We start from the raw sequence: 19,982 nt of genomic DNA on the forward strand, positions 1-19,982 counted from the left end.
TAGTGAGTTCATTTGATTGTTAAGGATGAACACAATGAATCTATTCCTGAAAAATATAGCCTATGCGGGTGCTCTATCTGCTATGTGTATATCGGCTGCGTATGCTAAAAGCTGGACATTGACGCCTCAAAGTAGTGTCGGCTTTAGCATTAACTCCTTGGGTTTGAATGTGGTAAAGGGAAATTTTCAAGAGTTCAAGGCAACCATGCAGTTTGATCCTGATCAGCCACAACAGTCATCGACTGAGTTCACTATGCAGGTGGATAGCCTGGAAGTTTCTAAACCTAGCCTTAAAAATATGATTATGGGTGAGGACCTGTTTCATGCATCGCGCTATAAAACGGTCAATTTCAAAAGTACCCAGTTTAAGCCAAATGGTACGAATCGCTATCAGGTCATGGGTCAACTCACTCTAAGAGGGGTTACTCGACCAGTGGTATTCGATACCACGCTGACACCGAACAAGGGTAATCCTAATCTACTCGATGTGAAATCCACCACGGTAATTAATCGCTCAGATTTTGGGATGAAGAAGGCCACTGCAGGCGTAGGTGAAAAGGTTAATATTCATTTAATGGGGCAGTGGAAAACCCAATAATGTGATATTCAATTTCTGTGAATTCGGCAGGACATATAGAACTGTTTATTGAATTGGACTATTCATGCACTGTTCTGCTTGCTCCAGAATGACTTTGGTTAACTGTTTTAGAGCGGGAGACTGCTGTTTCCAGTGATGCCAATATAAAGGTACATCACAACTGCATTCAGGCAGTATTTCGATCAGTGTCCCATTTTGAATCCGGTCCGCAATTTGATAGTCTGGCACTAAACCGTATCCTAATCCAGAAAAAATAGCATCAGCAAAGGCGGTTGAGGAGGGGATATAGTGAAAAGGAAAACATTGCTGGTTTAAGCCAAATTGAGTTAACAGTAGATGGCTATGTAAATGATCCTGATCATTGTAAATCACAGCGGGTGCCTTACGCAGTGATTCCCGGTGAATGCCTTGTTTAAACCAGGAATGCACAAAGGCAGGTGTTGCGACCATTCTATAATGCATCTGTCCAATAAAATGAGCCTTACAGCCCGGCATGGCTTCAATTTCACTGCTAATACATGCATTGACTTGGCCCTGCTCCAGAAGCTTATGAGTTTCACTTTGAACAGCAACCTGAAGATTCAACATGATTTTTTCTACAAGCAGGGTAGTGTTCAGACAGGGAAATAACCAGGTTGCGAGTGAATCTGCATTTACCGCAATATGAATCGAGCTAAATTCTGCTTTATTTTGACCATTTAATTGCTGGATCAATTGCTGCTGCAACAGGCGTTGATGCTGCAAATAATTCAGTAAGGTTTGCCCGGCATTGGTCACTTTACAAGGACGCTCACGTAGCACCAGAACTTGCCCCAAATCTCTTTCCAGATTTTGCACTCTTAAAGTGACTGCTGAAGCCGTTATATTTAATACTTTTGCGGCAGCATCAAAACTTTGGGTTTCTGCAACAGCCAGAAAAGCATCACAGTTTTTAGAATTAAGTGGCATAGCTTACCTAAATAAAATTTAGTCTGAATGATATTTTCTTAATTATATTTAATTGAAAAGAATAACATAGATAATGATCTCCATCTTTATAATTCCATGATATTCCAATGTTAAATGCATATATACAAGGTCTGGCAGTAGGCTTTAGCCTGATTATTGCCATTGGTGCACAAAATGCTTTTGTATTGAAACAGGGCTTGAAACAGCAGTATGTCTTTGCGATCTGTATGTGTTGTGCCTTATCTGATGCGATTTTAATTTTTGCCGGTGTTTTGGGATTTTCACAATTAATGCTGGTTAATCCACACTGGATCAACATGGCAAAATATCTGGGTGCGACTTTTCTGGTGATCTATGGGGCTCAGCATTTTTATCAGGCCTGGAAAAATGAGCAGCGTCTGGACACTGATCAAAAAGATGTGCCTTCTTTATATAAGGTTTTGCTGATTTGTTTGATGCTGACCTGGCTCAATCCGCATGTTTATCTGGATGCACTGGTCTTGATTGGTTCCATCTCCACCCAATATTCCAATGCACAGATACAATTTGCCTTAGGAGCGATTAGTGCGTCCTTTGTATTCTTTTTTGGACTGGGCTATGCAGCACGTTATTTGCAACCTATTTTTCAGCGACCACAAGCCTGGAAAATACTGGATGTACTCATTGGCTGTGTAATGTGGTCAATTGCAGTTTCTTTAGTGAACTAAATTATTCTTTGCAGCAACTCTAAAGAAAAAGGCATGATATTTCTGATCATGCCTTTTTTGATTTTATGAAAGACCTTAAGCAGCCTGTAAAGCTTTCAAATCTTCTAAAACCTGTTCAGCATGGCCAGCAGCTTTTACCTTGCGGTATTCTTTGACCAGCTTGCCATTATGGAAAATGAAGGTAGAGCGCTCAATGCCCATTACTTTCTTGCCATACATATTCTTTTCTTTAATGACATCAAAATGTTTACATAACACTTCTTCTTTATCACTGATCAGATTGATGGTCAGATTCTGTTTTTCAGTGAAGTTCTGATGCGCTTTAACCGAATCACGTGATACGCCCAGAATAGTCGTATTGAGCGCATCAAACTGATCTTTTAAACAAGAAAAACCGACTGCCTGAGTAGTACAGCCAGGTGTCGAATCTTTAGGATAAAAATAGATAATTAACCATTCTGCATTTAATTGGGCTAGATTAATTTCACCTGTAGTGGTAGGAAAAGTGTGCTCAAGTAAGCTGATCTCAGACATGATCTCTCCAATTTTTCTAAATTTTTTCAAAAAAATAAGCCACATTATAGTGGCTTATCCTAGAAAAACATCCGTCAGGATTATTTCTTTTGAGCGGCTTTATTGGCTTCTGCAGCAAGTGAATTTAATTTACCTGCGAGCTGTGGGCCTACACAAGACTGCACGTTCTGGCTTTGTTTTTTAACAAAGTCTAAAGTAGCAGGGTTTTTCTTCTGGTTAATGGTGCTTTGAATCTGCCATTTTTGGGCTTGAGTCAATTTACCTTCCGCATCTACTTCACATGTACAAAGCTTGTTCACATCAGACTGAGTCAGTTTTTTGTACTTCACTGCCTGTTTGTATGGAATAGCACAGGCTTTAATTAAACCGTCACGTACATTTGAACTGCTTCCAGCATTTTTCATGGCAGTTGTGTATTCTTTTTTCATCGCCTCAAATTCTGCTTTTGCCTTAGCTTGATCATTATTTGCAAAAGATGCAGTTGAAAATAGGGCAGACAAAGAGAGTAGGCTAGTCGCAAGTAATTTGGCTTTAATATTCATAATATGGATTTATAACCTTGATCGATTTTAAAGGTAATAACGTGTCGGGTCTTCAACACCTGCATCAGCAAAACCTTGCTTGCGTAAACGACAACTGTCACATGTTCCACACGCACGTCCTTGGTCATCTGCTTGGTAGCAAGATACCGTTTGACTGTAGTCTACGCCATGTTCTAGGCCTAAGCGAATGATATTTGCTTTGGATAAATGTAACAAAGGTGTTTCAAATTTCAGGGCCTGACCTTCGATACCAACCTTGGTTGCAAGGCGTGCCATGTTGGCAAAAGCTTCGATAAATTCCGGGCGGCAGTCTGGATAACCTGAATAATCCACCGCATTAATACCGATCACAATTGCCTCGGCACCGAACACCTCTGCAGCGGCCAAAGCATAAGATAAGAAGATGGTATTTCGTGCAGGCACATAGGTTACCGGGATACCTTCCTGCAATTGATCCGGTACCTCAATGCTATGATCAGTAAGGGCTGAGCCGCCCAGGTTACCTAAATCAATATTGATGACACGATGTTCTACACCCGAGCGTTGAGCCAGCGCACGAGCTGCATCAAGTTCTGTAGTGGAACGTTGGCCATACATAAAACTCAGTGCGATACATTCATAGCGTGCCTGCGCCCAAGCCAGACAGGTTGTTGAATCTAATCCGCCAGATAACAATACAATGGCACGAGGGCGCATAACAAATACTCCAATATAGTAAATTTACAAAAATTAACGACCAGTTTCATCATTCCATAACAACTTGTGCAGCTGCAGCTGGAAACGAACAGGGAGATGGTCTTCTAAAATCCATTGAGCCAGATCACGTGCCAATTGTGGCAAGCGCGCAGCTCCTTTTTCAACTGCAAATGCAGGGGAGAACCAGACCGTACTGACTTTTTCATTCAACTGGTACTGTTCTACCTGCTGTTTTGACCATTCATAATCTTCACGATTACAGATCACAAACTTAATCTGGTCATGCTGAGTTAAATGATCCAGATTTGTAAGCAAATTTCGTGCAACTTCACCTGAAGTTGGTGTTTTTAAATCCAGAACTTTGGATACCCGTGCATCCACTTTAGAAACATCTAACGCACCGCTGGTTTCTAAAGAGACTTCACAGCCTAAATCTGCAAGTCGTTGCATCAGAGGTAGGGCGTTCGGTTGAGCCAATGGTTCACCACCGGTCACACAGACATAAGGCGTTTCAAAATCAAGCGTGGTCTGGATGATGTCATCTAAAGATTTGCGTTCGCCTCCTTCAAAAGAATACGTAGTATCACAATAGGTACAGCGCAGCGGACATCCGGTTAAGCGGATAAATACGGTCGGTAAACCTGCAGTATTGGCTTCACCTTGTAATGAATAGAAGATCTCCGTAATGCGTAAGCCCGCAGACGGATCAGAAACTGGAATTGCGGAAGATCGAAGCGTATTCATAACAACATTAACCACTGAAAAATAAATAACAATGTATAAAAATAAAAATCCCTACGATCATTGCTGACCGTAGAGACGAGGAGCGGTTGAAGCTCCGGGGAACACAAATGTGTCCTCTAGGTTAAGACATCTTAGTCTTCGCGAAGCAGATCGTTCAGGCTAGTTTTAGCACGAGTTTTCGCATCTACTTTTTTCACGATTACAGCTGCATATAAGCTGTATTTACCGCATTTAGATGGCAGGCTGCCTGATACCACAACAGAACCAGCAGGTACGCGGCCATAATGGATTTCGCCAGTTTCACGGTCATAAATCTTGGTAGATTGACCAATGAATACGCCCATTGAAATGACAGAACCTTCTTCAACGATTACGCCTTCAACGATTTCAGAACGTGCACCGATGAAACAGTTGTCTTCAATAATAGTTGGGTTAGCTTGAAGCGGTTCAAGAACACCACCGATCCCTACACCACCAGACAAGTGAACATTTTTACCAATTTGAGCACATGAACCTACAGTTGCCCAAGTATCGACCATTGTACCTTCATCTACATAAGCACCGATGTTCACATAAGAAGGCATCAGTACCACGTTTTTCGCCTGGAAAGAACCTTTACGCGCTACCGCCGGAGGAACAACACGTACGCCAGCAGCTTTAAACTGCTCGTCAGTCCAGTCAGAGAATTTAGTATCTACTTTGTCGTAGAAGCGAAGATCACAAGCTTCCATTGGTTTGTTATCGTTTAATTTAAATGATAACAATACCGCTTTCTTAATCCATTGATGAACAACCCATTCACCTTCGATTTTTTCAGCAACACGTAAAGTACCATTGTCCAGGCCAGCAATTACTTCCTCAACTGCTTGACGGATTTCAGCAGGACAGTCTGCTGCTGTGAAATTCGCACGGTCTTCAAACGCTTGTTCAATGATTGTTGAAAGCTGAGACATGATCTTCCTTCCAGAAAAAAATTTCCGATATTTTACACTATATTGCTCTAAAAAGATGGAAAACTAGGAAGGGTGCTGAATTAAATTCGCAAGTAAAGTGATTAGTATCCTTTTCGTATTTTAGATATGTACAAACATTGTTTAAAAAAGGCTTATCATTCAACAAGAAAAATTAATATGTATCAAAAAATAACAAAAGCTCAGCAAAACACGAATAAAAAATATTCATTGGCTCCTTTATATTGAGCTCATCACAAATAACTAATGATGAAAAAAAAGTTCTTTTGAGGAGAGAAATAATGAAAGCTTTATATCAACTTTTAGCAGTATCCGTTCTAGCTGCCACAGCTGGATCTGTCATGGCTGCTGATGAAACAATCGTAACAGATGAAGGCGTAGCTGAATTCTCTTTCTTTAAACCTGCAGCTGTTCGTGCTGAAGTCGGTACTACCGGTTACGGTGGCGCGATCTCTTGGAATGCTAACCCTTATGTAGGTGTTACTCTAGGTTATAATGGTGGTGATATTTCATGGTCAGATGATTTATCAATCAACGGTTCTAAATATGACCTGGATATGGATAATAACCTGACTTACTTGAACGCTGAGATTCGTCCTTGGGCGAACTGGTTCTATATGGCTGCCGGTGTAGCATATATTGATAATGACTATGATATCGATCGTCGAGTAGATCCAGAGCGTGGTTTTACAGTAAATGGCCGAGATTTTACAGCTGGTGCAGATGGGGTGCGACTGAATGGTCAATTATCCTACAAAAATAATATTGCACCGTATGTAGGTATTGGTTTCTCTCCAGCAATCACTAACCGTTGGGGTGTATTTGGCGAGCTAGGTGCATACTATAATGGTAACCCACGCGTTAATTTAGTAAGTGAAGGAACTGTAGAAGCGCGTCAAGCTGAATTTGAACAAGCTGTAAGAGATGAAGAACGTGAAATTCGTGAAGATAATAAATACGAATGGCTTCCAGTAGCAAAACTGGGTGTAAGCTTCCGCTTCTAAATCATAGCTACTAAACCTAATAAAAAAACGAGCTTCGGCTCGTTTTTTTATTTATTAAAAGCTATTGAAAATGATAGCCCAACTTCATACCGACCACCCAAACATCGTTATCATCTACTGCGGATAAGCCTACGAACTGGGGTATAGCAGCGTTTGTATCTGTTTTAGGCTTCTGGAATTTTAAATAATACAGTCCTGTAGCAATATCCCAGTGTTTTTGAAAATTCTGAAACCAGTGTTTTTGAAAATTCTGAAACCAGTGTTTTTGAAAATTCTGAAAATAGCCCAAACTGACTCCCCAATAGCCGTCACTCGGATTCAAGGTAGAAGCTGGATTTCCCGTACCTGAGTCCCATAAGATTTCAAAAGAATTAATCATAGAAGAAGGCCATTGATGGGTGATTCCAAATTTAGCCGACCATTGATCCTCCTGATAATCGATCATCTTGATATCTTTTACTTCAGGAAATTCCAAGGCGGCATAATCAATCACTGCACTGAATTTTGGTGGTTGAATGACAAAATCTTGCCAATTTACCCAGCGTAAACTCGCGTAAAAAATATTCTGAGAGGGAAGTCCGGTCTGAATATCTAAATTAATAGACTGCGGTGTTTGTACTTTCGTAAAGTTTGACGTAGGTATACCGACTGCAATTGATTCTGTGGTTTCCAGTTGATGGTTTATGGCTGAACGATAAGTCAGCGAACTTCTAAAGAAATACTCAGGAATTTGATAGCTCATTCCAGCGAGCCAACCCCAAGCAGCATTTTGTTCAAGCTGAACGTGATAACCATTAAAGACTGAAAAAGATTCACCTACCAAACTTAAATTACCTTCTAAGGCCTGATAACTTAGTCCTGCATAGAGATTCCAGTTTGGATCAGGCTGATATCCAAGAATGGAAGTCAGATTATGACTATCAAACTCAATATCGGCTGCTTCAATATCTGTAGGTTCACCTGCAAAAACTGGACTATGTTGATATGCAACATCGACATAGAAGGGCTGATCGTAAATAAACCCCAGGAGATCTAAGGATGAAGCTGTAGTTTTAATGCAGCATTAATAACCAGCTGATTATTCGCAAGCTGACCCGTAGAAAAATCCTGAATACCTAATTGCTCTAATATTTCGGTAGGCTGTACTTGACCGCTGACATTGGGGTTTGTCCAGGCAAATGACACTTCGGCATAATGTTCCTTTTCAAAAAAGGACTGGATAGTTTGATTAGATTGCTCAAAAGCTGCTGCAAAACTTGTCCCAGAAAAAATCAGTCCACATCCCAAGAGGGAAAATCTGTAGCTCATCATTAATATAATTTATTGAATTATACTGTAATTATGCTTGATTTTTAATGAAATAATCTACTGTTAAAATTAAAAAAAGAGGCAATACGCCTCTTCAATTTAGAAAGCATAATCCATATTATTCATCTGGATAAGCCACTTTTTTAAGTGCCTTGATGTCCGCATCTGGTGAGCATAAAGAAATAAACTCATAACCATAACCACGTAATAAGTGACCTTTACGTACGGCGATCCAGGTAGTATTTACTCCGAAAATATCGGTTTTAATCTGTTTCAGACGATAGTCACGTTCTGGATCATAAGCCAGATCATTGACAATGCCGACACCCATGTTGAGCTCGACATAAGTTTTAATCACATCGGCATCCAGAGCTGACATTACAATATCAACATCTACACCGGCTTCTTCAAAGGCTGAGTCGATTTTAGAACGACCTGTAAAACCACCGTGATAAGTAATAATCGGATAGCCAGCGAGGTCTTCAATACGTACCTGTTCTTTGCTATTCAACGGGTGATTTTGCGGCGTAATAATACTGTGCTGCCAGTTATAATAAGGCACACTCGCCAGATTTTCTTCAGTCGTTAAGGCTTCAGTCGCAATCCCGATATCTGCTTCACCCTGAAGAAGCATTTCGGTAATTTCCATTGGACTGGCTTGTTGCAAAATCAGATGAACTTTCGGAAATTCTTTTTTGAACTGATTCACGATTGGCGGTAATACATAACGTGCTTGGGTATGCGTCGTTGCAATCGTTAATGTACCTTCATCGACCTTGTTAAAGTCATCTGCAAGACGTTTGATATTGTCTGCATCAACCAGCATACGCTCTACAATGCCAAGAAGTGCCTGGCCTGGTTCAGTTAATCCTAATAAGCGTTTACCTTTACGGATAAATAGCTGTACACCAAGCTCATCTTCCAAGTCTTTAATATGCTTACTGACACCTGACTGCGAAGTGTAAAGCGCGGCTGAGGCTTCAGTTAAGTTAAAATTCTGTCTAACAGTTTCTCGAATAATTCTTAGTTGTTGGAAATTCATAATTCTTTACCCTATAAGAGGATGGGCATTTAAAAGCCCCATCTTCCAGTCTTACGCGACCTGGTTTTCAAATAAATGCAGATTTAATGCACTCAACCAAACAGTTTGATCCGGACGGAATTGATGAGCACGGGCTTCTTCTGGTGTCAGTGAAATTTCAATCAGATTGCCTTGGCGGTCATTCAGTTCCGCAACGACTTTTCCTGCAATCCAGAGTTCACGAATAAATGTGGCCTGAATCGCATTCTCTTGTGGTTGTGCATGAATACGCAGTTCATCCGGGCGAGCAAACACAATGACATTACCCTGAGCTGCCTGTTTAGCGGCATCGAACTGGATACGGTCTTCACCTAGCTGAAGTATGCCGCCATTGTTCTGACCTTCGAAACGGTTGGCTTGTCCCAGGAAGTCAAACACAAATGGTGTTTTCGGTGTTTCATACACTTCACGTGGTGAACCGATCTGTTCTACATTACCTTTGTTCATCACCACGATCTGATCGGCAACTTCTAAGGCTTCTTCCTGATCGTGAGTTACGAAAATTGAAGTAATGTGCAGTTCATCATGCAGGGTACGTAACCAGCGGCGCAGTTCTTTACGGACTTTGGCATCTAGTGCACCGAACGGTTCATCCAGTAACAGTACACGTGGCTCAACGGCTAGTGCACGAGCTAAAGCAATACGCTGACGCTGACCACCAGAAAGCTGAGCCGGGTAACGGTCTGCTAGGAAACCTAACTGAACCAGATCAAGCAAACGGGTCACACGTTTTTTAATTTCTGCTTCCGATGGACGAGTAGAGCGTGGACGGACACGCAGACCAAAGGCCACGTTATCAAATACAGTCATGTGACGGAACAGGGCATAGTGCTGGAATACAAAACCCACTTCACGTTCACGTACGTGGACATTGGTTGCATCCTGGCCTTCCAGAATCACCTGACCACCGTCAGCAGATTCCAGACCAGCAATGATACGAAGCAGAGTCGTTTTACCGCAGCCTGAAGGACCGAGCAGGGCAACCAGCTGACCATCCGGGAAATCCAGAGAAATGTTTTTTAGTGCATGGAATGCACCAAAGTGTTTTTCAATATTTTTAACTTGAATACTCATGTGGGCATTCCTTAAGAAACTGTTGAATCATCATTACGTTTGTCTTGTTTTTCCTGGCGCAGTTCAACCCAGGTTTTCAGAACCAGAGTCACAATTGCGAGGAGAGCCAGGAGCGATGACACGGCAAACGCAGCACTAAAGGTATATTCGTTATATAGAATTTCGACGTGTAGCGGCAAAGTGTTGGTTTCACCACGAATATGGCCAGAAACCACTGATACTGCACCGAACTCACCCATGGCGCGGGCATTACACAGGATTACGCCGTAAATCAGACCCCATTTGATATTTGGCAGGGTCACTTTCCAGAAGGTTTGCCAGCCAGATGCACCGAGCACAATCGCAGCTTCTTCTTCTTCAGTACCTTGCGCTTCCATTAAAGGGATCAGCTCACGTGCTACAAAAGGCACGGTAATAAATACAGTTGCTAAAACAATCGCAGGAACGGCGTAAAGGATCTTGATGTCATTATCCATCAACCAGCCACCCATCCAGCCTTGAGTACCGAAAATCAGTACCAGCATCAAACCTGCAATAACAGGTGATACCGAGAAAGGCATATCGATAATGGTGGTCAAAATTGATTTACCCGGGAAGTTAAACTTCGCCACTGACCAGGCTGCAGCTACGCCGAATACTACATTCATCGGTACCGCGATCACAGCCGTTAGCAAGGTCAGTTTGACCGCAGATAAAGTATCTGGATGAACAAGGGCTTGCGTATATACGCCAACGCCTTGTTTAAACGCTTCAACAAAGACCAGAGCTAAAGGCAGAATCAGGCAGCTTAAAAAAAAGATCAGTGCAATCGCAATCAGGGTATAACGTACCCAGGTCGGCTCACGAGTCGCATCGCGGGATTGTAATTTTTCAGCCAGCGCATTGCTGTTGGTATTTAAACTCATCGTGCAGTTCTCCCGGTACGACGGCTCGCCCAAGCTTGCAATAAGTTAATCAGGAAGAGCATTACAAAGGAAATGAGCAGCATCACTACAGCAATTGTGGTCGCACCGGCATAGTCATATTCTTCCAGACGGGAAATGATCATTAAGGGTGCAATTTCAGTTTCAAAGGGCTGATTACCGGCAATGAAAATGACCGAGCCATATTCACCGACACCACGTGCAAAGGCCAATGCAAAACCTGTGATCAGTGCTGGCAGCAGAATTGGGAAAATGACTTTGGTGACGATCTGGAAACGGTTTGCACCAAGTGCAGATGCCGCTTCTTCCAGTTCGGTTTCTAAATCAGAGAGAACCGGCTGTACCGTACGGACCACAAAAGGAATACCGATAAAGATCAAAGCCAAGGTAATACCGATCGGGGTATAAGCTACCTTGATGCCGATTGGATCTAAATACTGACCAATCCAGCCAGTCGGTGCATATAAAGAAGTCAGAGCAATACCGGCAACTGCGGTTGGCAGGGCAAAAGGCAGATCGACCAGTGCATCGACAATACGTTTGCCCGGAAAGCTATAACGCACCAGACACCATGCCAGTAACAGGCCAAAAACTACATTAATCAAAGCAGCAATAATGGCTGAACTAAAGCTTAGCTGTAATGATTTCAAGATACGTTCAGAGCTCAGAATTTCCCATAAGCCTTCCCAGCCAATGCCGAGTGATTTAATAAAAACGGCAGATAGCGGGATCAGAACGATTAATGACAAATACGCTAGGGTAAAGCCTAGAGAAAGACCAAATCCTGGCAGCACTCGGGATCGCTGCGACATGATTACTCCTCAAAAGAGAGAATGCTGGTTAAAGTTAACCAGCGAAAATTAGAAAATAGAATCGGCACAAGCATAATTTGCAGGGACTAAAATGCAAATTTAAAATAATACTTGCTCTCATCAACTTTGCTGATATGGTGCATAGCCTTTTCTGAAATTAAATATTGTTCAATTTCAGGGAAAGGACCAAAACCGGAAGCAACATTGACATGACCTACAGCTCCCAGATTAATCGGTTTGATTTTCCAGGCTTTCGCCAGAACCTGAGCATCTTCAAAACTTAGCCATGGATCATTTTCACTGATCAACAAAGTCGTTGGAGCCTGAATCTTGAGCTGCTGAAAATAGGCGCTGTAATCTGTCTGGCTATCACGGGCAAAACCATTTTCCCCAAAACGTGCCGGATTGGCAGGTGCAACCAGAACCAGATTTTTGACTTTAGTATTCAGTTCAGGATGCTGGGCCAGTGCTGCCACGCTGGTCAAACAGCCAAAGCTATGTGCCACAATTTGTACATCATCTGGAATGGCTTGCAGAGTTTTAACAAATTCTGCGACCCATACATCCAGTACCGGATGATTCCAGTCTTTTTGCTGCACACGGGAGCAACGCATGAGCCGGTGTTGCAGGCAGGTTTGCCAGTGATTGTATTCACTGCCACCTACACCGGGAACAATAAGCGTATGAGTCATGTCGATGCTCCTGTATGAAATCAGCTTAAATTATTTTTTTGCGCTGTTAGCTTTAACGATCTGGTCAAAAACACCACCATTTTCAAAGTGGGCTTTCTGTACTTTATCCCAGCCACCAAACTCCTGATCAATAGTTACCAGTTTTAATGGCTTAAAGACTTGGTTGTATTTCGCCAGCACTTTTTCATTACGTGGGCGATAGAAGTTACGTGCTGAGATTTCCTGACCCAGTGGTGAATACAAGAAGTTCAGATAACCTTGAGCCAGGTATTTGTTGCCTTTTTTATTAGCATTCTTTTCAACAATCGCCACGGGTGGCTCAGCCAGAATTGATAGGGAAGGAGTCACAATTTCAAACTTGCCCGGTTGTTCACGAAGGGCTAAATGTGCTTCATTTTCCCAAGCCAGTAGTACGTCACCGATGCCACGTTCAGCAAAAGTGGTGGTTGAACCACGCGCACCTGAATCAAGTACTTTGGTTTGTTTATAGATTTTACGAACAAATTCTTGTGCAGTTTTGTCGTTACCACCCGGTAAGTGTTTGGCATATGCCCAAGCTGCTAAATAGTTCCAGCGTGCACCGCCTGAAGTTTTAGGATTTGGTGTGATAATCGCTACACCTGGTTTTACCAGATCACCCCAATCCTTGATACCCTTTGGATTGCCTTTACGTACCAGGAATACGATGGTAGAAGTATATGGTGTCGAGTTTTGTGGTAATTTTTTCTGCCAGTCTGAAGGTAACAGTTTGGCTTTTTCGACCAGTACATCAATGTCAGCGGCTAATGCCAAAGTTACGACATCGGCATCCAAACCATCAATCACGGCACGTGCCTGTTTACCTGAACCACCATGTGACTGTTTGAAGTTGATGCTTTGGCCAGTACGGCTTTTCCAGTATTTACCAAATTCTTTGTTGACGTCTTCATAGAGTTCACGCGTCGGATCATAAGAGACATTCAGAAAGTCGCGTGCTGCAGCAGAAAATGAAGTTGCTGAAATAACAGCCGCCAGAACCCCTAGTTTTAGTTTTGTTGAAATGCTCATGTGAACCTCAAACTCTTACACGTTTTGTAACATGAGTGCAGAATAAACCTATTCTTTATGCATAAAAAATAATTAAAAATGAATTTTATATGAAAATATAAGATAAGTGGTTTGGTAAGTCTCTGATATGACAATGGCCTTATTCAATAAGGCCATTGTTTGAATTCTTTCTTATCAAGATTTTGAACTATTGGCTTTTACAATCTGGTCAAAGATACCGCCATTGGCAAAGTGTTTTTTCTGTACCTTGTCCCAGCCACCAAACTCTTTATCAATGGTCACCAGCTTCAGCGATTTAAAGACATTACTGTATTGTTTTAATACTGCCGCATTACGTGGGCGATAGAAATTCTTTGCAGCAACCGTTTGACCCGCAGGTGAGTACAGGTAGTTCAAATAAGCTTTAGCCAGATTTTCATTACCGTCCTTTTTAGCATTCTTTTCAACGATTGCTACTGGTGGTTCAGCCAGAATCGACAAAGAAGGGGTAATGATTTCGAACTTGCCTGGCTGTTCACGAATGGCTAAATGTGCTTCATTTTCCCAAGCCAGCAATACATCACCGATCCCACGTTCAGCAAAAGTGGTGGTTGAACCACGTGCACCTGAGTCGAGTACTTTAGTTTGCTTGTAGATCTGGCGAACAAATTCTTGAGCTTTAGTATCATTACCGCTTGGTTGGTGTTTCGCCCAAGTCCACGCTGCCAAATAGTTCCAGCGCGCGCCACCAGAAGTTTTTGGGTTTGGTGTAATGATTTCTACGCCCGGTTTCACCAAATCGCCCCAGTCTTTAATGCCTTTAGGATTACCTTTTTTCACCAGGAAAACGATGGTTGAGGTATAAGGTGTCTAGTTTTGTGGGAATTTTTTCTGCCAGTCTTTTGGTAGCAGGCCGCGTGCTGCAATCTCATCGATATCTGCAGCTAGAGCCAAAGTCACGACGTCCGCATTCAGACCATCAATGACAGCACGTGCCTGTTTGCCTGAACCGCCATGTGACTGTTTAAAGTTCACATCTTGGCCAGTAGATTTTTTCCAGTAAGCACTGAATTCTTTATTAAAGTTATCGTACAATTCGCGAGTTGGGTCATAAGACACGTTCAGGAAGTCTTTTGCAGATACGCTAAAAGCGGTTGCCGAAATCAGTGCTGCCAATACCCCAATTTTTAATTTACGGATGTTCATATTTGCCTCAAATGTTTCTTTGTTTTGTTGGATGGGGCAAGAATAGCTGGAGATTTTTTGCATAAAAAATAATTAAAAACGAATTTTATGTGAGTAAAACAGATATATAGGCAGAGCTTATATTTCATCGCTCTATCCGTCACCAGAGAGGCCTTAAAAGCATGCTGTATTTAAAAAATGCTCAACCCGTCAAAGATATAGATGTGCTGGATCGTGCCTTTCATTATGGAGATGGCTGCTTTACTACCGCGCGCATCCGTCGAAACCGGATCGAGTTAGCAGACCGTCATCTAGCCCGTTTAAGAATGAGCCAGCAAAAATTAAGTTTGCAGGCTAATCTGGACCTGATTGAAAAAAGTTTGCAAGCGTTACTGAAATCAGAAGCTGAATTGAACGGAACCTTAAAGATTGTACTGAGTCGTGGTATAGGACAGCGTGGTTATAGCCTGCCAGACCATCCGGCAGATCTTTGGGTGTTCTATTATCCGAAAACTGTACAGGACTTCAGTTATGAGCATATTCAGGCGGGTGTATTGCAACAGGCCATTGGCCTCAGTATGCCGAATCTGGTGGGGCTGAAAACCTTAAACCGTCTGGAACAGGTTTTGCTTAAACAGGAAGCGGATCAGCATGGCTGGCCGGAAGCACTGGTAACTGATGTGCAGGGTACAATTGTTGAAGGGGTGAGCAGTAATTGCTTCATTCGTATAAACAATACATGGATTACACCAGAACTTCGTTATAATGGCGTCTTCGGTGTAATGCGTGCAGAAATTTTGCAACGTATGCAGGATCAGGGCATTATCTGTCAGCAGCGTGATGTGGAAATGGATGAAATTCCTCATATCGACAGCCTGTTTTTCTGCAATGCGCTCAGTCCGATGAAAATTGCCACTCAATTTGAGCAGCGTGCTTTAAATGTAGATGCTTGTATTGAACTTTTTAACCGTCTTCGATTGAATCAGATGCCTTATTAATATGTCAGCTTCCAAGTCTAAAACCAAAAAGAAAAATAATGCCAAACGCCCTGGTTTCATGAAAGGGATAGTTCTATTTCTAATCGGGATACTCCTGGTTCTAGGGTTGATCCTGAAAGCTAGCCTATGGAAAGATTATCCTGTAGAAGGTCAAAAACAGTTACTGGCAATTAGTAACGGTGAAACCTATTCTGGATTTATTGATCGGCTCGCCAAAGAAAATCATGTCAGCTTTCCGATTATTTTAAAACTGTATCAGCGCATCATGATTCATGACACCATGAAGGCGGGTGTCTATGAAATTCCTCAAGGTATGAGCATCCGTGCAGTACTGGACATGATTTCCAATGCAGAAAATGCTCAGATGAACCGGATCTTGGTCATCGAAGGCACGACTTTTAAACAGCTGATTGATGCCTTAAAGAAAGATGATCTGGTGACTAAAGAAGTGGTGAATTTGCCAACCGATCAATTGCTCAAAGAACTCAATATTCCATTTAATCATCCTGAAGGTCTGTTCGCTCCAGATACCTATTTCTTTGCCAAAGGCGAAACGGATCGCAAGATTCTGACTGATCTTTATCAGCGCCAGATGAAGTCTCTGGATCAGGCTTGGGAAAAACGTGCTTCAGATCTGCCATATCAGAATAAATATGAAGCGCTGATCATGGCATCGATCATTGAAAAAGAAACCAGTCTGGATAGCGAGTTACAACAGGTATCTGGTGTATTTGTGCGCCGTTTGAAAATCGGCATGCGCCTACAGACAGATCCAACCGTAATTTATGGTATGGGTGAGAATTACAAAGGGAATATCACCCGTCAGGATCTACGCAATCCAACACCTTATAACACCTATACCATGGCTGGCTTGCCACCGACACCGATTGCCTTGCCAAGCAAGAAAGCCATTGAAGCAGCGATGCATCCGGACAATTCACAAAATATTTATTTTGTTGCAACGGGTAATGGTGGGCATAAATTCAGCAGTAGTCTGCAAGACCACAATAGAGCAGTACAAGAGTATCTCTCTGTTTTACGTTCAAAAAATAAGGAATGAGCATGTTTATCAGCTTTGAAGGCACTGAGGGTGTAGGGAAAACCACACTCATTCGTCGTATCTATGATGATTTTATTGCTCAAGGTAAAGAGGTCGTGTTGACCCGCGAGCCGGGTGGCACACCAATGGCAGAACAGATTCGTTCGCTGTTATTGGCCGTAAACCACGAAGAAGCGATGTGCCATGATACAGAGTTATTGTTGATGTATGCGGCACGTGCCCAGCATCTGGCACAAGTGATTTTACCCGCTTTAAATGCTGGAAAAATTGTCTTATGTGATCGCTTTAGTGATGCCAGTTTTGCCTATCAATGTGCAGGACGTGGACTCAGTGAAGACAAGCTGAATCTGTTAAATCAAAATTTTGTGGAACGTATGCCGGATATTACGTTCTGGCTGGATGCACCGATTGAACTGGGTATGAATCGCGCTCGTGCCCGAGGTGCTCTGGATCGGTTTGAGCAAGAGAAAGTTACTTTCTTTGAGAAAGTTCGCGCCGGGTATGCCACGCTATGCCAGCGTCATCCAGAGCGGATTAAACGTCTGGATGCGACTCAAACACCGGATCAGGTGTTTGAACAGGCGCTGTCTTATTTAAAATAATTTTATTCTAAAGACATTTTTGGCATACTTTTCTCTAGTTATTTCAAGGAAGAATCTTCTATATTGGAATAAATCAGGAAGATAAAACATGATGAAAAGTACAAGAGAAGAAATCATCCAGTTTTTACAGCAGGAATTTCCGCAGAGCCTGGAAAAGTGCCAGATCGAGGCTGTAGTGCCTCAGGGCGCAACCGTGCTGTATCGCGTGAGTGAGCAGGAATTACGTCCCGGCGGCACAGTGTCTGGACCCACCATGATGACCTTGGCTGATCTCGCTTTATATATCGCGATCCTTGGTGAGATTGGACTGGTTGGTCTGGCAGTGACCACGAACTTGAATATTAATTTTCTGCGTAAACCTTCAGGCGGAGTCGATCTGCGAGGGGAAAGTAAATTGATGAAAGTGGGGAAGGCACTCATTGTGGGAGAAGTCTGGATTTATTCGATTGATCAGGAAGAGCCGGTTGCCCATGTGACAGCGACCTATTCGGTTCCACCACGTAAAGAACACGTGCATTCCTTAAAATGCTGATTAACTCATACAAATCATATGCTTTATTTAAATCCTGATTATTCTAAAAACTTAAAAAATCAGGGCCAAAGAAAAGGCAGATAACATTTAAAAATATTATCTGCCTTATTTATATCTTTAAGCATTCACCAAAGGAGTTTCTACTTCAAAACTTGGTGGAATCAGTACAGTTTTGCGTAGCTCAGGCAGTAATTCTGGATAATCCAGGGTGAAATGCAGGCCACGGGATTCCTTACGTTGCATGGCACAACGCACGATCATCTCTGAAACGAGTACCAGATTACGCAGCTCGATCAGGTTTTTGCTCACCTGATAATCCTGATAGTACTCGGTAATTTCTTTCTTCAACATCTCAATCCGGTGCAGGGCACGTTCCAGGCGTTTAGTGGTACGCACAATACCGACATAGTTCCACATGGTCTGACGCAGCTCGTCCCAGTTTTGCAAAATAACTACATCTTCATCAGGATTAGTGACCTGAGAATCATCCCATTCTGGTACCTCAGGGAGTGCTTGATCTGCCTTGAAATTTTCCTGAATATGTTTGGCAGCACTCATGCCATATACAAAACATTCTAAAAGTGAGTTACTGGCCATGCGGTTAGCACCGTGCAAGCCAGTATAAGAAGTTTCACCAATGGCATAGAGTCCGGCAATATCGGTTTGGCTATTTTCATCTACGACCACACCACCACAGGTATAATGCGCAGCAGGAACCACAGGAATCATTTCCTTAGTGATGTCGATGCCAAGCTCTAGCAGACGTGCATAAAGGGTCGGGAAATGTTCCTTGATGAAGCTTTCATCTTTATGGGTAATGTCCAGCCAGACATGACGAATGCCCAGACGTTTAATCTCATAGTCAATTGCACGCGCCACAATATCACGTGGTGCCAGTTCTGCTCGTTCATCAAAGCGCAGCATAAAGCGCTCGCCATCAGGAAGGCGTAAATACGCACCTTCACCACGCATAGCTTCTGTGATCAGGAATGAACGGGCTTGCGGATGATATAAACAGGTCGGATGGAACTGGTTGAATTCCATATTCGCAACCCGGCAACCGGCACGATAAGCCATCGCAATTCCATCACCGGTCGCGATATCTGGATTGGAAGTATAAAGATAGGCTTTCATCGCACCGCCACAAGCCAGGGCAGTAAAAGGGGCTAGAAAGGTATGGACTTGTGCACTTGCTTCATTGAGTGCATATAAACCTAAAGCGCGATTTTCACTATCTAGGCCCAGTTTTTGTGAGCAGATCAGGTCAATCGCAATGTAATTTTCAAAGATGGTAATATTTTCTTTTTCCTGAGCGCGCTGTACCAACGTGGTAGAAATGGCACGCCCAGTCGCATCAGCTGCGTGAATGATTCGGCGCTGTGAATGGCCGCCTTCACGGGTCAAATGTAATTGTTCCTGCTCATCCAGGGTGAATTGGACGCCGTGTTTCAGCAGAAAATCCACCGAAGGCTTACCACCTTCCACCGTCTGCTTCACCGCATCCATTTCACACAGATGTACACCTGCAATCATGGTGTCATCAATATGCTGTTCAATCGAGTCTGTCTCATCCAGTACTGCTGCAACGCCGCCTTGTGCATAATAGGTACTGGCATCGGTCAGGGTAGATTTGGCAAGAACTGCAATATTAAAATGTTCAGGCAAAGAAAGTGCTAGACTTAGGCCGGCACCACCACTGCCCACAATGATCACGTCAAAATGATGGGTAAGGGGAAAATTAGACATGTCCATCAGCTAATTGAAAAAAGTCCGGTAATCAGAGCGCTTTTTTGTAAAAAAGGCAAGCGTTTAAGTGCTCATTTATTGATGAAAAAAATTAATAAAAGCTTTAACTTAATGCTTTACAAAAATTAAAGGTTGCCAACATTCAAGCTTTCGAACATATTGTTACTTAAAATATATGAAGTTTGTGATAAAACCTATT

The 19,982-nt window shown here is 42.6% G+C and carries 20 protein-coding genes and 2 pseudogenes; 7 read left to right on the top strand and 15 right to left on the bottom strand.

What is annotated here, in order from left to right:
• Positions 1-34 precede the first annotated feature (34 nt).
• A complete protein-coding gene (locus tag AC4MCC_RS04825; protein WP_180139320.1) occupies positions 35-598 on the top strand; it encodes a YceI family protein in 564 nt (187 codons plus the stop codon).
• A 45-nt stretch (positions 599-643) separates the two neighbouring features.
• On the opposite strand, the gene AC4MCC_RS04830 is transcribed toward AC4MCC_RS04825, so the two are convergent.
• Positions 644-1,546: a LysR family transcriptional regulator ArgP gene (locus tag AC4MCC_RS04830; protein ID WP_491885741.1), complete on the bottom strand. Its 903-nt coding sequence runs from the start codon at positions 1,544-1,546 to the stop codon at positions 644-646.
• 107 nt (positions 1,547-1,653) lie between these two features.
• Between AC4MCC_RS04830 and AC4MCC_RS04835 the strand changes: the two genes are divergently transcribed.
• Positions 1,654-2,253: a LysE/ArgO family amino acid transporter gene (locus AC4MCC_RS04835; RefSeq protein WP_491885742.1), complete on the top strand. Its 600-nt coding sequence runs from the start codon at positions 1,654-1,656 to the stop codon at positions 2,251-2,253.
• A 75-nt stretch (positions 2,254-2,328) separates the two neighbouring features.
• Here the strand turns inward: AC4MCC_RS04835 and AC4MCC_RS04840 are convergent, their stop codons facing one another.
• The 5 genes from AC4MCC_RS04840 to dapD all read right to left on the bottom strand — a co-directional run bounded on the left by AC4MCC_RS04840 (position 2,329) and on the right by dapD (position 5,722).
• On the bottom strand, positions 2,329-2,787 hold the full coding sequence (locus AC4MCC_RS04840; RefSeq protein ID WP_341120448.1) for a peroxiredoxin: 459 nt from the start codon (positions 2,785-2,787) through the stop codon (positions 2,329-2,331).
• 80 nt (positions 2,788-2,867) lie between these two features.
• Complete coding sequence (locus tag AC4MCC_RS04845) at positions 2,868-3,329, bottom strand: hypothetical protein (protein ID WP_034171206.1); 462 nt, start codon at positions 3,327-3,329, stop codon at positions 2,868-2,870.
• 27 nt (positions 3,330-3,356) lie between these two features.
• Positions 3,357-4,025, bottom strand: a complete 669-nt coding sequence (queC, locus tag AC4MCC_RS04850) for a 7-cyano-7-deazaguanine synthase QueC (protein WP_180139328.1) — start codon at positions 4,023-4,025, stop codon at positions 3,357-3,359.
• Between the two features lie 33 nt (positions 4,026-4,058).
• Complete coding sequence (queE, locus tag AC4MCC_RS04855) at positions 4,059-4,769, bottom strand: 7-carboxy-7-deazaguanine synthase QueE (RefSeq protein ID WP_419365377.1); 711 nt, start codon at positions 4,767-4,769, stop codon at positions 4,059-4,061.
• Between the two features lie 131 nt (positions 4,770-4,900).
• Positions 4,901-5,722: a 2,3,4,5-tetrahydropyridine-2,6-dicarboxylate N-succinyltransferase gene (gene dapD, locus AC4MCC_RS04860; RefSeq protein ID WP_004784553.1), complete on the bottom strand. Its 822-nt coding sequence runs from the start codon at positions 5,720-5,722 to the stop codon at positions 4,901-4,903.
• Between the two features lie 299 nt (positions 5,723-6,021).
• Here dapD and carO point away from each other — a divergent pair, with 299 nt between their 5' ends.
• A complete protein-coding gene (gene carO / locus AC4MCC_RS04865; RefSeq protein WP_491885743.1) occupies positions 6,022-6,744 on the top strand; it encodes an ornithine uptake porin CarO in 723 nt (240 codons plus the stop codon).
• 61 nt (positions 6,745-6,805) lie between these two features.
• Here carO and AC4MCC_RS04870 read toward each other — a convergent pair.
• The 8 genes and pseudogenes from AC4MCC_RS04870 to AC4MCC_RS04905 form a co-directional block, all read right to left on the bottom strand.
• Positions 6,806-8,059, bottom strand: a pseudogene (locus AC4MCC_RS04870) (outer membrane protein transport protein).
• Positions 8,060-8,170: 111 nt separating this feature from the next.
• Positions 8,171-9,094, bottom strand: a complete 924-nt coding sequence (locus AC4MCC_RS04875; protein ID WP_004784546.1) for a CysB family HTH-type transcriptional regulator — start codon at positions 9,092-9,094, stop codon at positions 8,171-8,173.
• A 51-nt stretch (positions 9,095-9,145) separates the two neighbouring features.
• On the bottom strand, positions 9,146-10,207 hold the full coding sequence (locus AC4MCC_RS04880; protein WP_004784543.1) for a sulfate/molybdate ABC transporter ATP-binding protein: 1,062 nt from the start codon (positions 10,205-10,207) through the stop codon (positions 9,146-9,148).
• Between the two features lie 11 nt (positions 10,208-10,218).
• The gene (gene cysW, locus AC4MCC_RS04885; RefSeq protein WP_491885744.1) at positions 10,219-11,112 is read right to left on the bottom strand and encodes a sulfate ABC transporter permease subunit CysW; all 894 of its coding nucleotides are present in this window, start codon (positions 11,110-11,112) and stop codon (positions 10,219-10,221) included.
• A complete protein-coding gene (gene cysT / locus AC4MCC_RS04890; protein WP_004784537.1) occupies positions 11,109-11,942 on the bottom strand; it encodes a sulfate ABC transporter permease subunit CysT in 834 nt (277 codons plus the stop codon). The genes cysW and cysT overlap by 4 nt, the downstream gene beginning before the upstream one ends.
• Before the next feature lie 86 nt (positions 11,943-12,028).
• A complete protein-coding gene (locus AC4MCC_RS04895) occupies positions 12,029-12,634 on the bottom strand; it encodes an RBBP9/YdeN family alpha/beta hydrolase (protein WP_340835989.1) in 606 nt (201 codons plus the stop codon).
• A 30-nt stretch (positions 12,635-12,664) separates the two neighbouring features.
• Complete coding sequence (locus AC4MCC_RS04900; RefSeq protein ID WP_491885745.1) at positions 12,665-13,681, bottom strand: sulfate ABC transporter substrate-binding protein; 1,017 nt, start codon at positions 13,679-13,681, stop codon at positions 12,665-12,667.
• Positions 13,682-13,855: 174 nt separating this feature from the next.
• Positions 13,856-14,866: pseudogene (locus tag AC4MCC_RS04905) on the bottom strand (sulfate ABC transporter substrate-binding protein).
• Between the two features lie 161 nt (positions 14,867-15,027).
• Here AC4MCC_RS04905 and pabC point away from each other — a divergent pair.
• From pabC to AC4MCC_RS04925, 4 genes are all read left to right on the top strand, one after another.
• Positions 15,028-15,843, top strand: coding sequence for an aminodeoxychorismate lyase (gene pabC / locus AC4MCC_RS04910; protein ID WP_419365371.1), 816 nt, complete (start codon positions 15,028-15,030; stop codon positions 15,841-15,843).
• A gap of 1 nt (position 15,844) precedes the next feature.
• Positions 15,845-16,903 (top strand): endolytic transglycosylase MltG, encoded by a 1,059-nt coding sequence (mltG, locus tag AC4MCC_RS04915; protein ID WP_180139341.1) that lies wholly within the window; start codon positions 15,845-15,847, stop codon positions 16,901-16,903.
• 2 nt (positions 16,904-16,905) lie between these two features.
• Complete coding sequence (tmk, locus tag AC4MCC_RS04920) at positions 16,906-17,505, top strand: dTMP kinase (RefSeq protein WP_419365369.1); 600 nt, start codon at positions 16,906-16,908, stop codon at positions 17,503-17,505.
• A gap of 91 nt (positions 17,506-17,596) precedes the next feature.
• Entirely contained in the window at positions 17,597-18,037 is a 441-nt protein-coding gene (locus AC4MCC_RS04925; RefSeq protein WP_171505604.1) for a PaaI family thioesterase, read from the top strand.
• Between the two features lie 117 nt (positions 18,038-18,154).
• Here the strand turns inward: AC4MCC_RS04925 and nadB are convergent, their stop codons facing one another.
• Positions 18,155-19,783: an L-aspartate oxidase gene (nadB, locus tag AC4MCC_RS04930; protein WP_491876664.1), complete on the bottom strand. Its 1,629-nt coding sequence runs from the start codon at positions 19,781-19,783 to the stop codon at positions 18,155-18,157.
• Positions 19,784-19,982 lie beyond the last annotated feature (199 nt).

It is taken from the genome of Acinetobacter sp. CAU_H_56 (assembly GCF_058599425.1).

Coding starts and splice junctions, on each gene's coding strand:
- AC4MCC_RS04825 (WP_180139320.1), top strand. CDS start 35: ATGAATCTATTCCTGAAAAATATAGCCTATGCGGGTGCTCTATCTGCT.
- AC4MCC_RS04830 (WP_491885741.1), bottom strand. CDS start 1,546: ATGCCACTTAATTCTAAAAACTGTGATGCTTTTCTGGCTGTTGCAGAA.
- AC4MCC_RS04835 (WP_491885742.1), top strand. CDS start 1,654: ATGTTAAATGCATATATACAAGGTCTGGCAGTAGGCTTTAGCCTGATT.
- AC4MCC_RS04840 (WP_341120448.1), bottom strand. CDS start 2,787: ATGTCTGAGATCAGCTTACTTGAGCACACTTTTCCTACCACTACAGGT.
- AC4MCC_RS04845 (WP_034171206.1), bottom strand. CDS start 3,329: ATGAATATTAAAGCCAAATTACTTGCGACTAGCCTACTCTCTTTGTCT.
- queC (WP_180139328.1), bottom strand. CDS start 4,025: ATGCGCCCTCGTGCCATTGTATTGTTATCTGGCGGATTAGATTCAACA.
- queE (WP_419365377.1), bottom strand. CDS start 4,769: ATGAATACGCTTCGATCTTCCGCAATTCCAGTTTCTGATCCGTCTGCG.
- dapD (WP_004784553.1), bottom strand. CDS start 5,722: ATGTCTCAGCTTTCAACAATCATTGAACAAGCGTTTGAAGACCGTGCG.
- carO (WP_491885743.1), top strand. CDS start 6,022: ATGAAAGCTTTATATCAACTTTTAGCAGTATCCGTTCTAGCTGCCACA.
- AC4MCC_RS04875 (WP_004784546.1), bottom strand. CDS start 9,094: ATGAATTTCCAACAACTAAGAATTATTCGAGAAACTGTTAGACAGAAT.
- AC4MCC_RS04880 (WP_004784543.1), bottom strand. CDS start 10,207: ATGAGTATTCAAGTTAAAAATATTGAAAAACACTTTGGTGCATTCCAT.
- cysW (WP_491885744.1), bottom strand. CDS start 11,112: ATGAGTTTAAATACCAACAGCAATGCGCTGGCTGAAAAATTACAATCC.
- cysT (WP_004784537.1), bottom strand. CDS start 11,942: ATGTCGCAGCGATCCCGAGTGCTGCCAGGATTTGGTCTTTCTCTAGGC.
- AC4MCC_RS04895 (WP_340835989.1), bottom strand. CDS start 12,634: ATGACTCATACGCTTATTGTTCCCGGTGTAGGTGGCAGTGAATACAAT.
- AC4MCC_RS04900 (WP_491885745.1), bottom strand. CDS start 13,681: ATGAGCATTTCAACAAAACTAAAACTAGGGGTTCTGGCGGCTGTTATT.
- pabC (WP_419365371.1), top strand. CDS start 15,028: ATGCTGTATTTAAAAAATGCTCAACCCGTCAAAGATATAGATGTGCTG.
- mltG (WP_180139341.1), top strand. CDS start 15,845: ATGTCAGCTTCCAAGTCTAAAACCAAAAAGAAAAATAATGCCAAACGC.
- tmk (WP_419365369.1), top strand. CDS start 16,906: ATGTTTATCAGCTTTGAAGGCACTGAGGGTGTAGGGAAAACCACACTC.
- AC4MCC_RS04925 (WP_171505604.1), top strand. CDS start 17,597: ATGAAAAGTACAAGAGAAGAAATCATCCAGTTTTTACAGCAGGAATTT.
- nadB (WP_491876664.1), bottom strand. CDS start 19,783: ATGTCTAATTTTCCCCTTACCCATCATTTTGACGTGATCATTGTGGGC.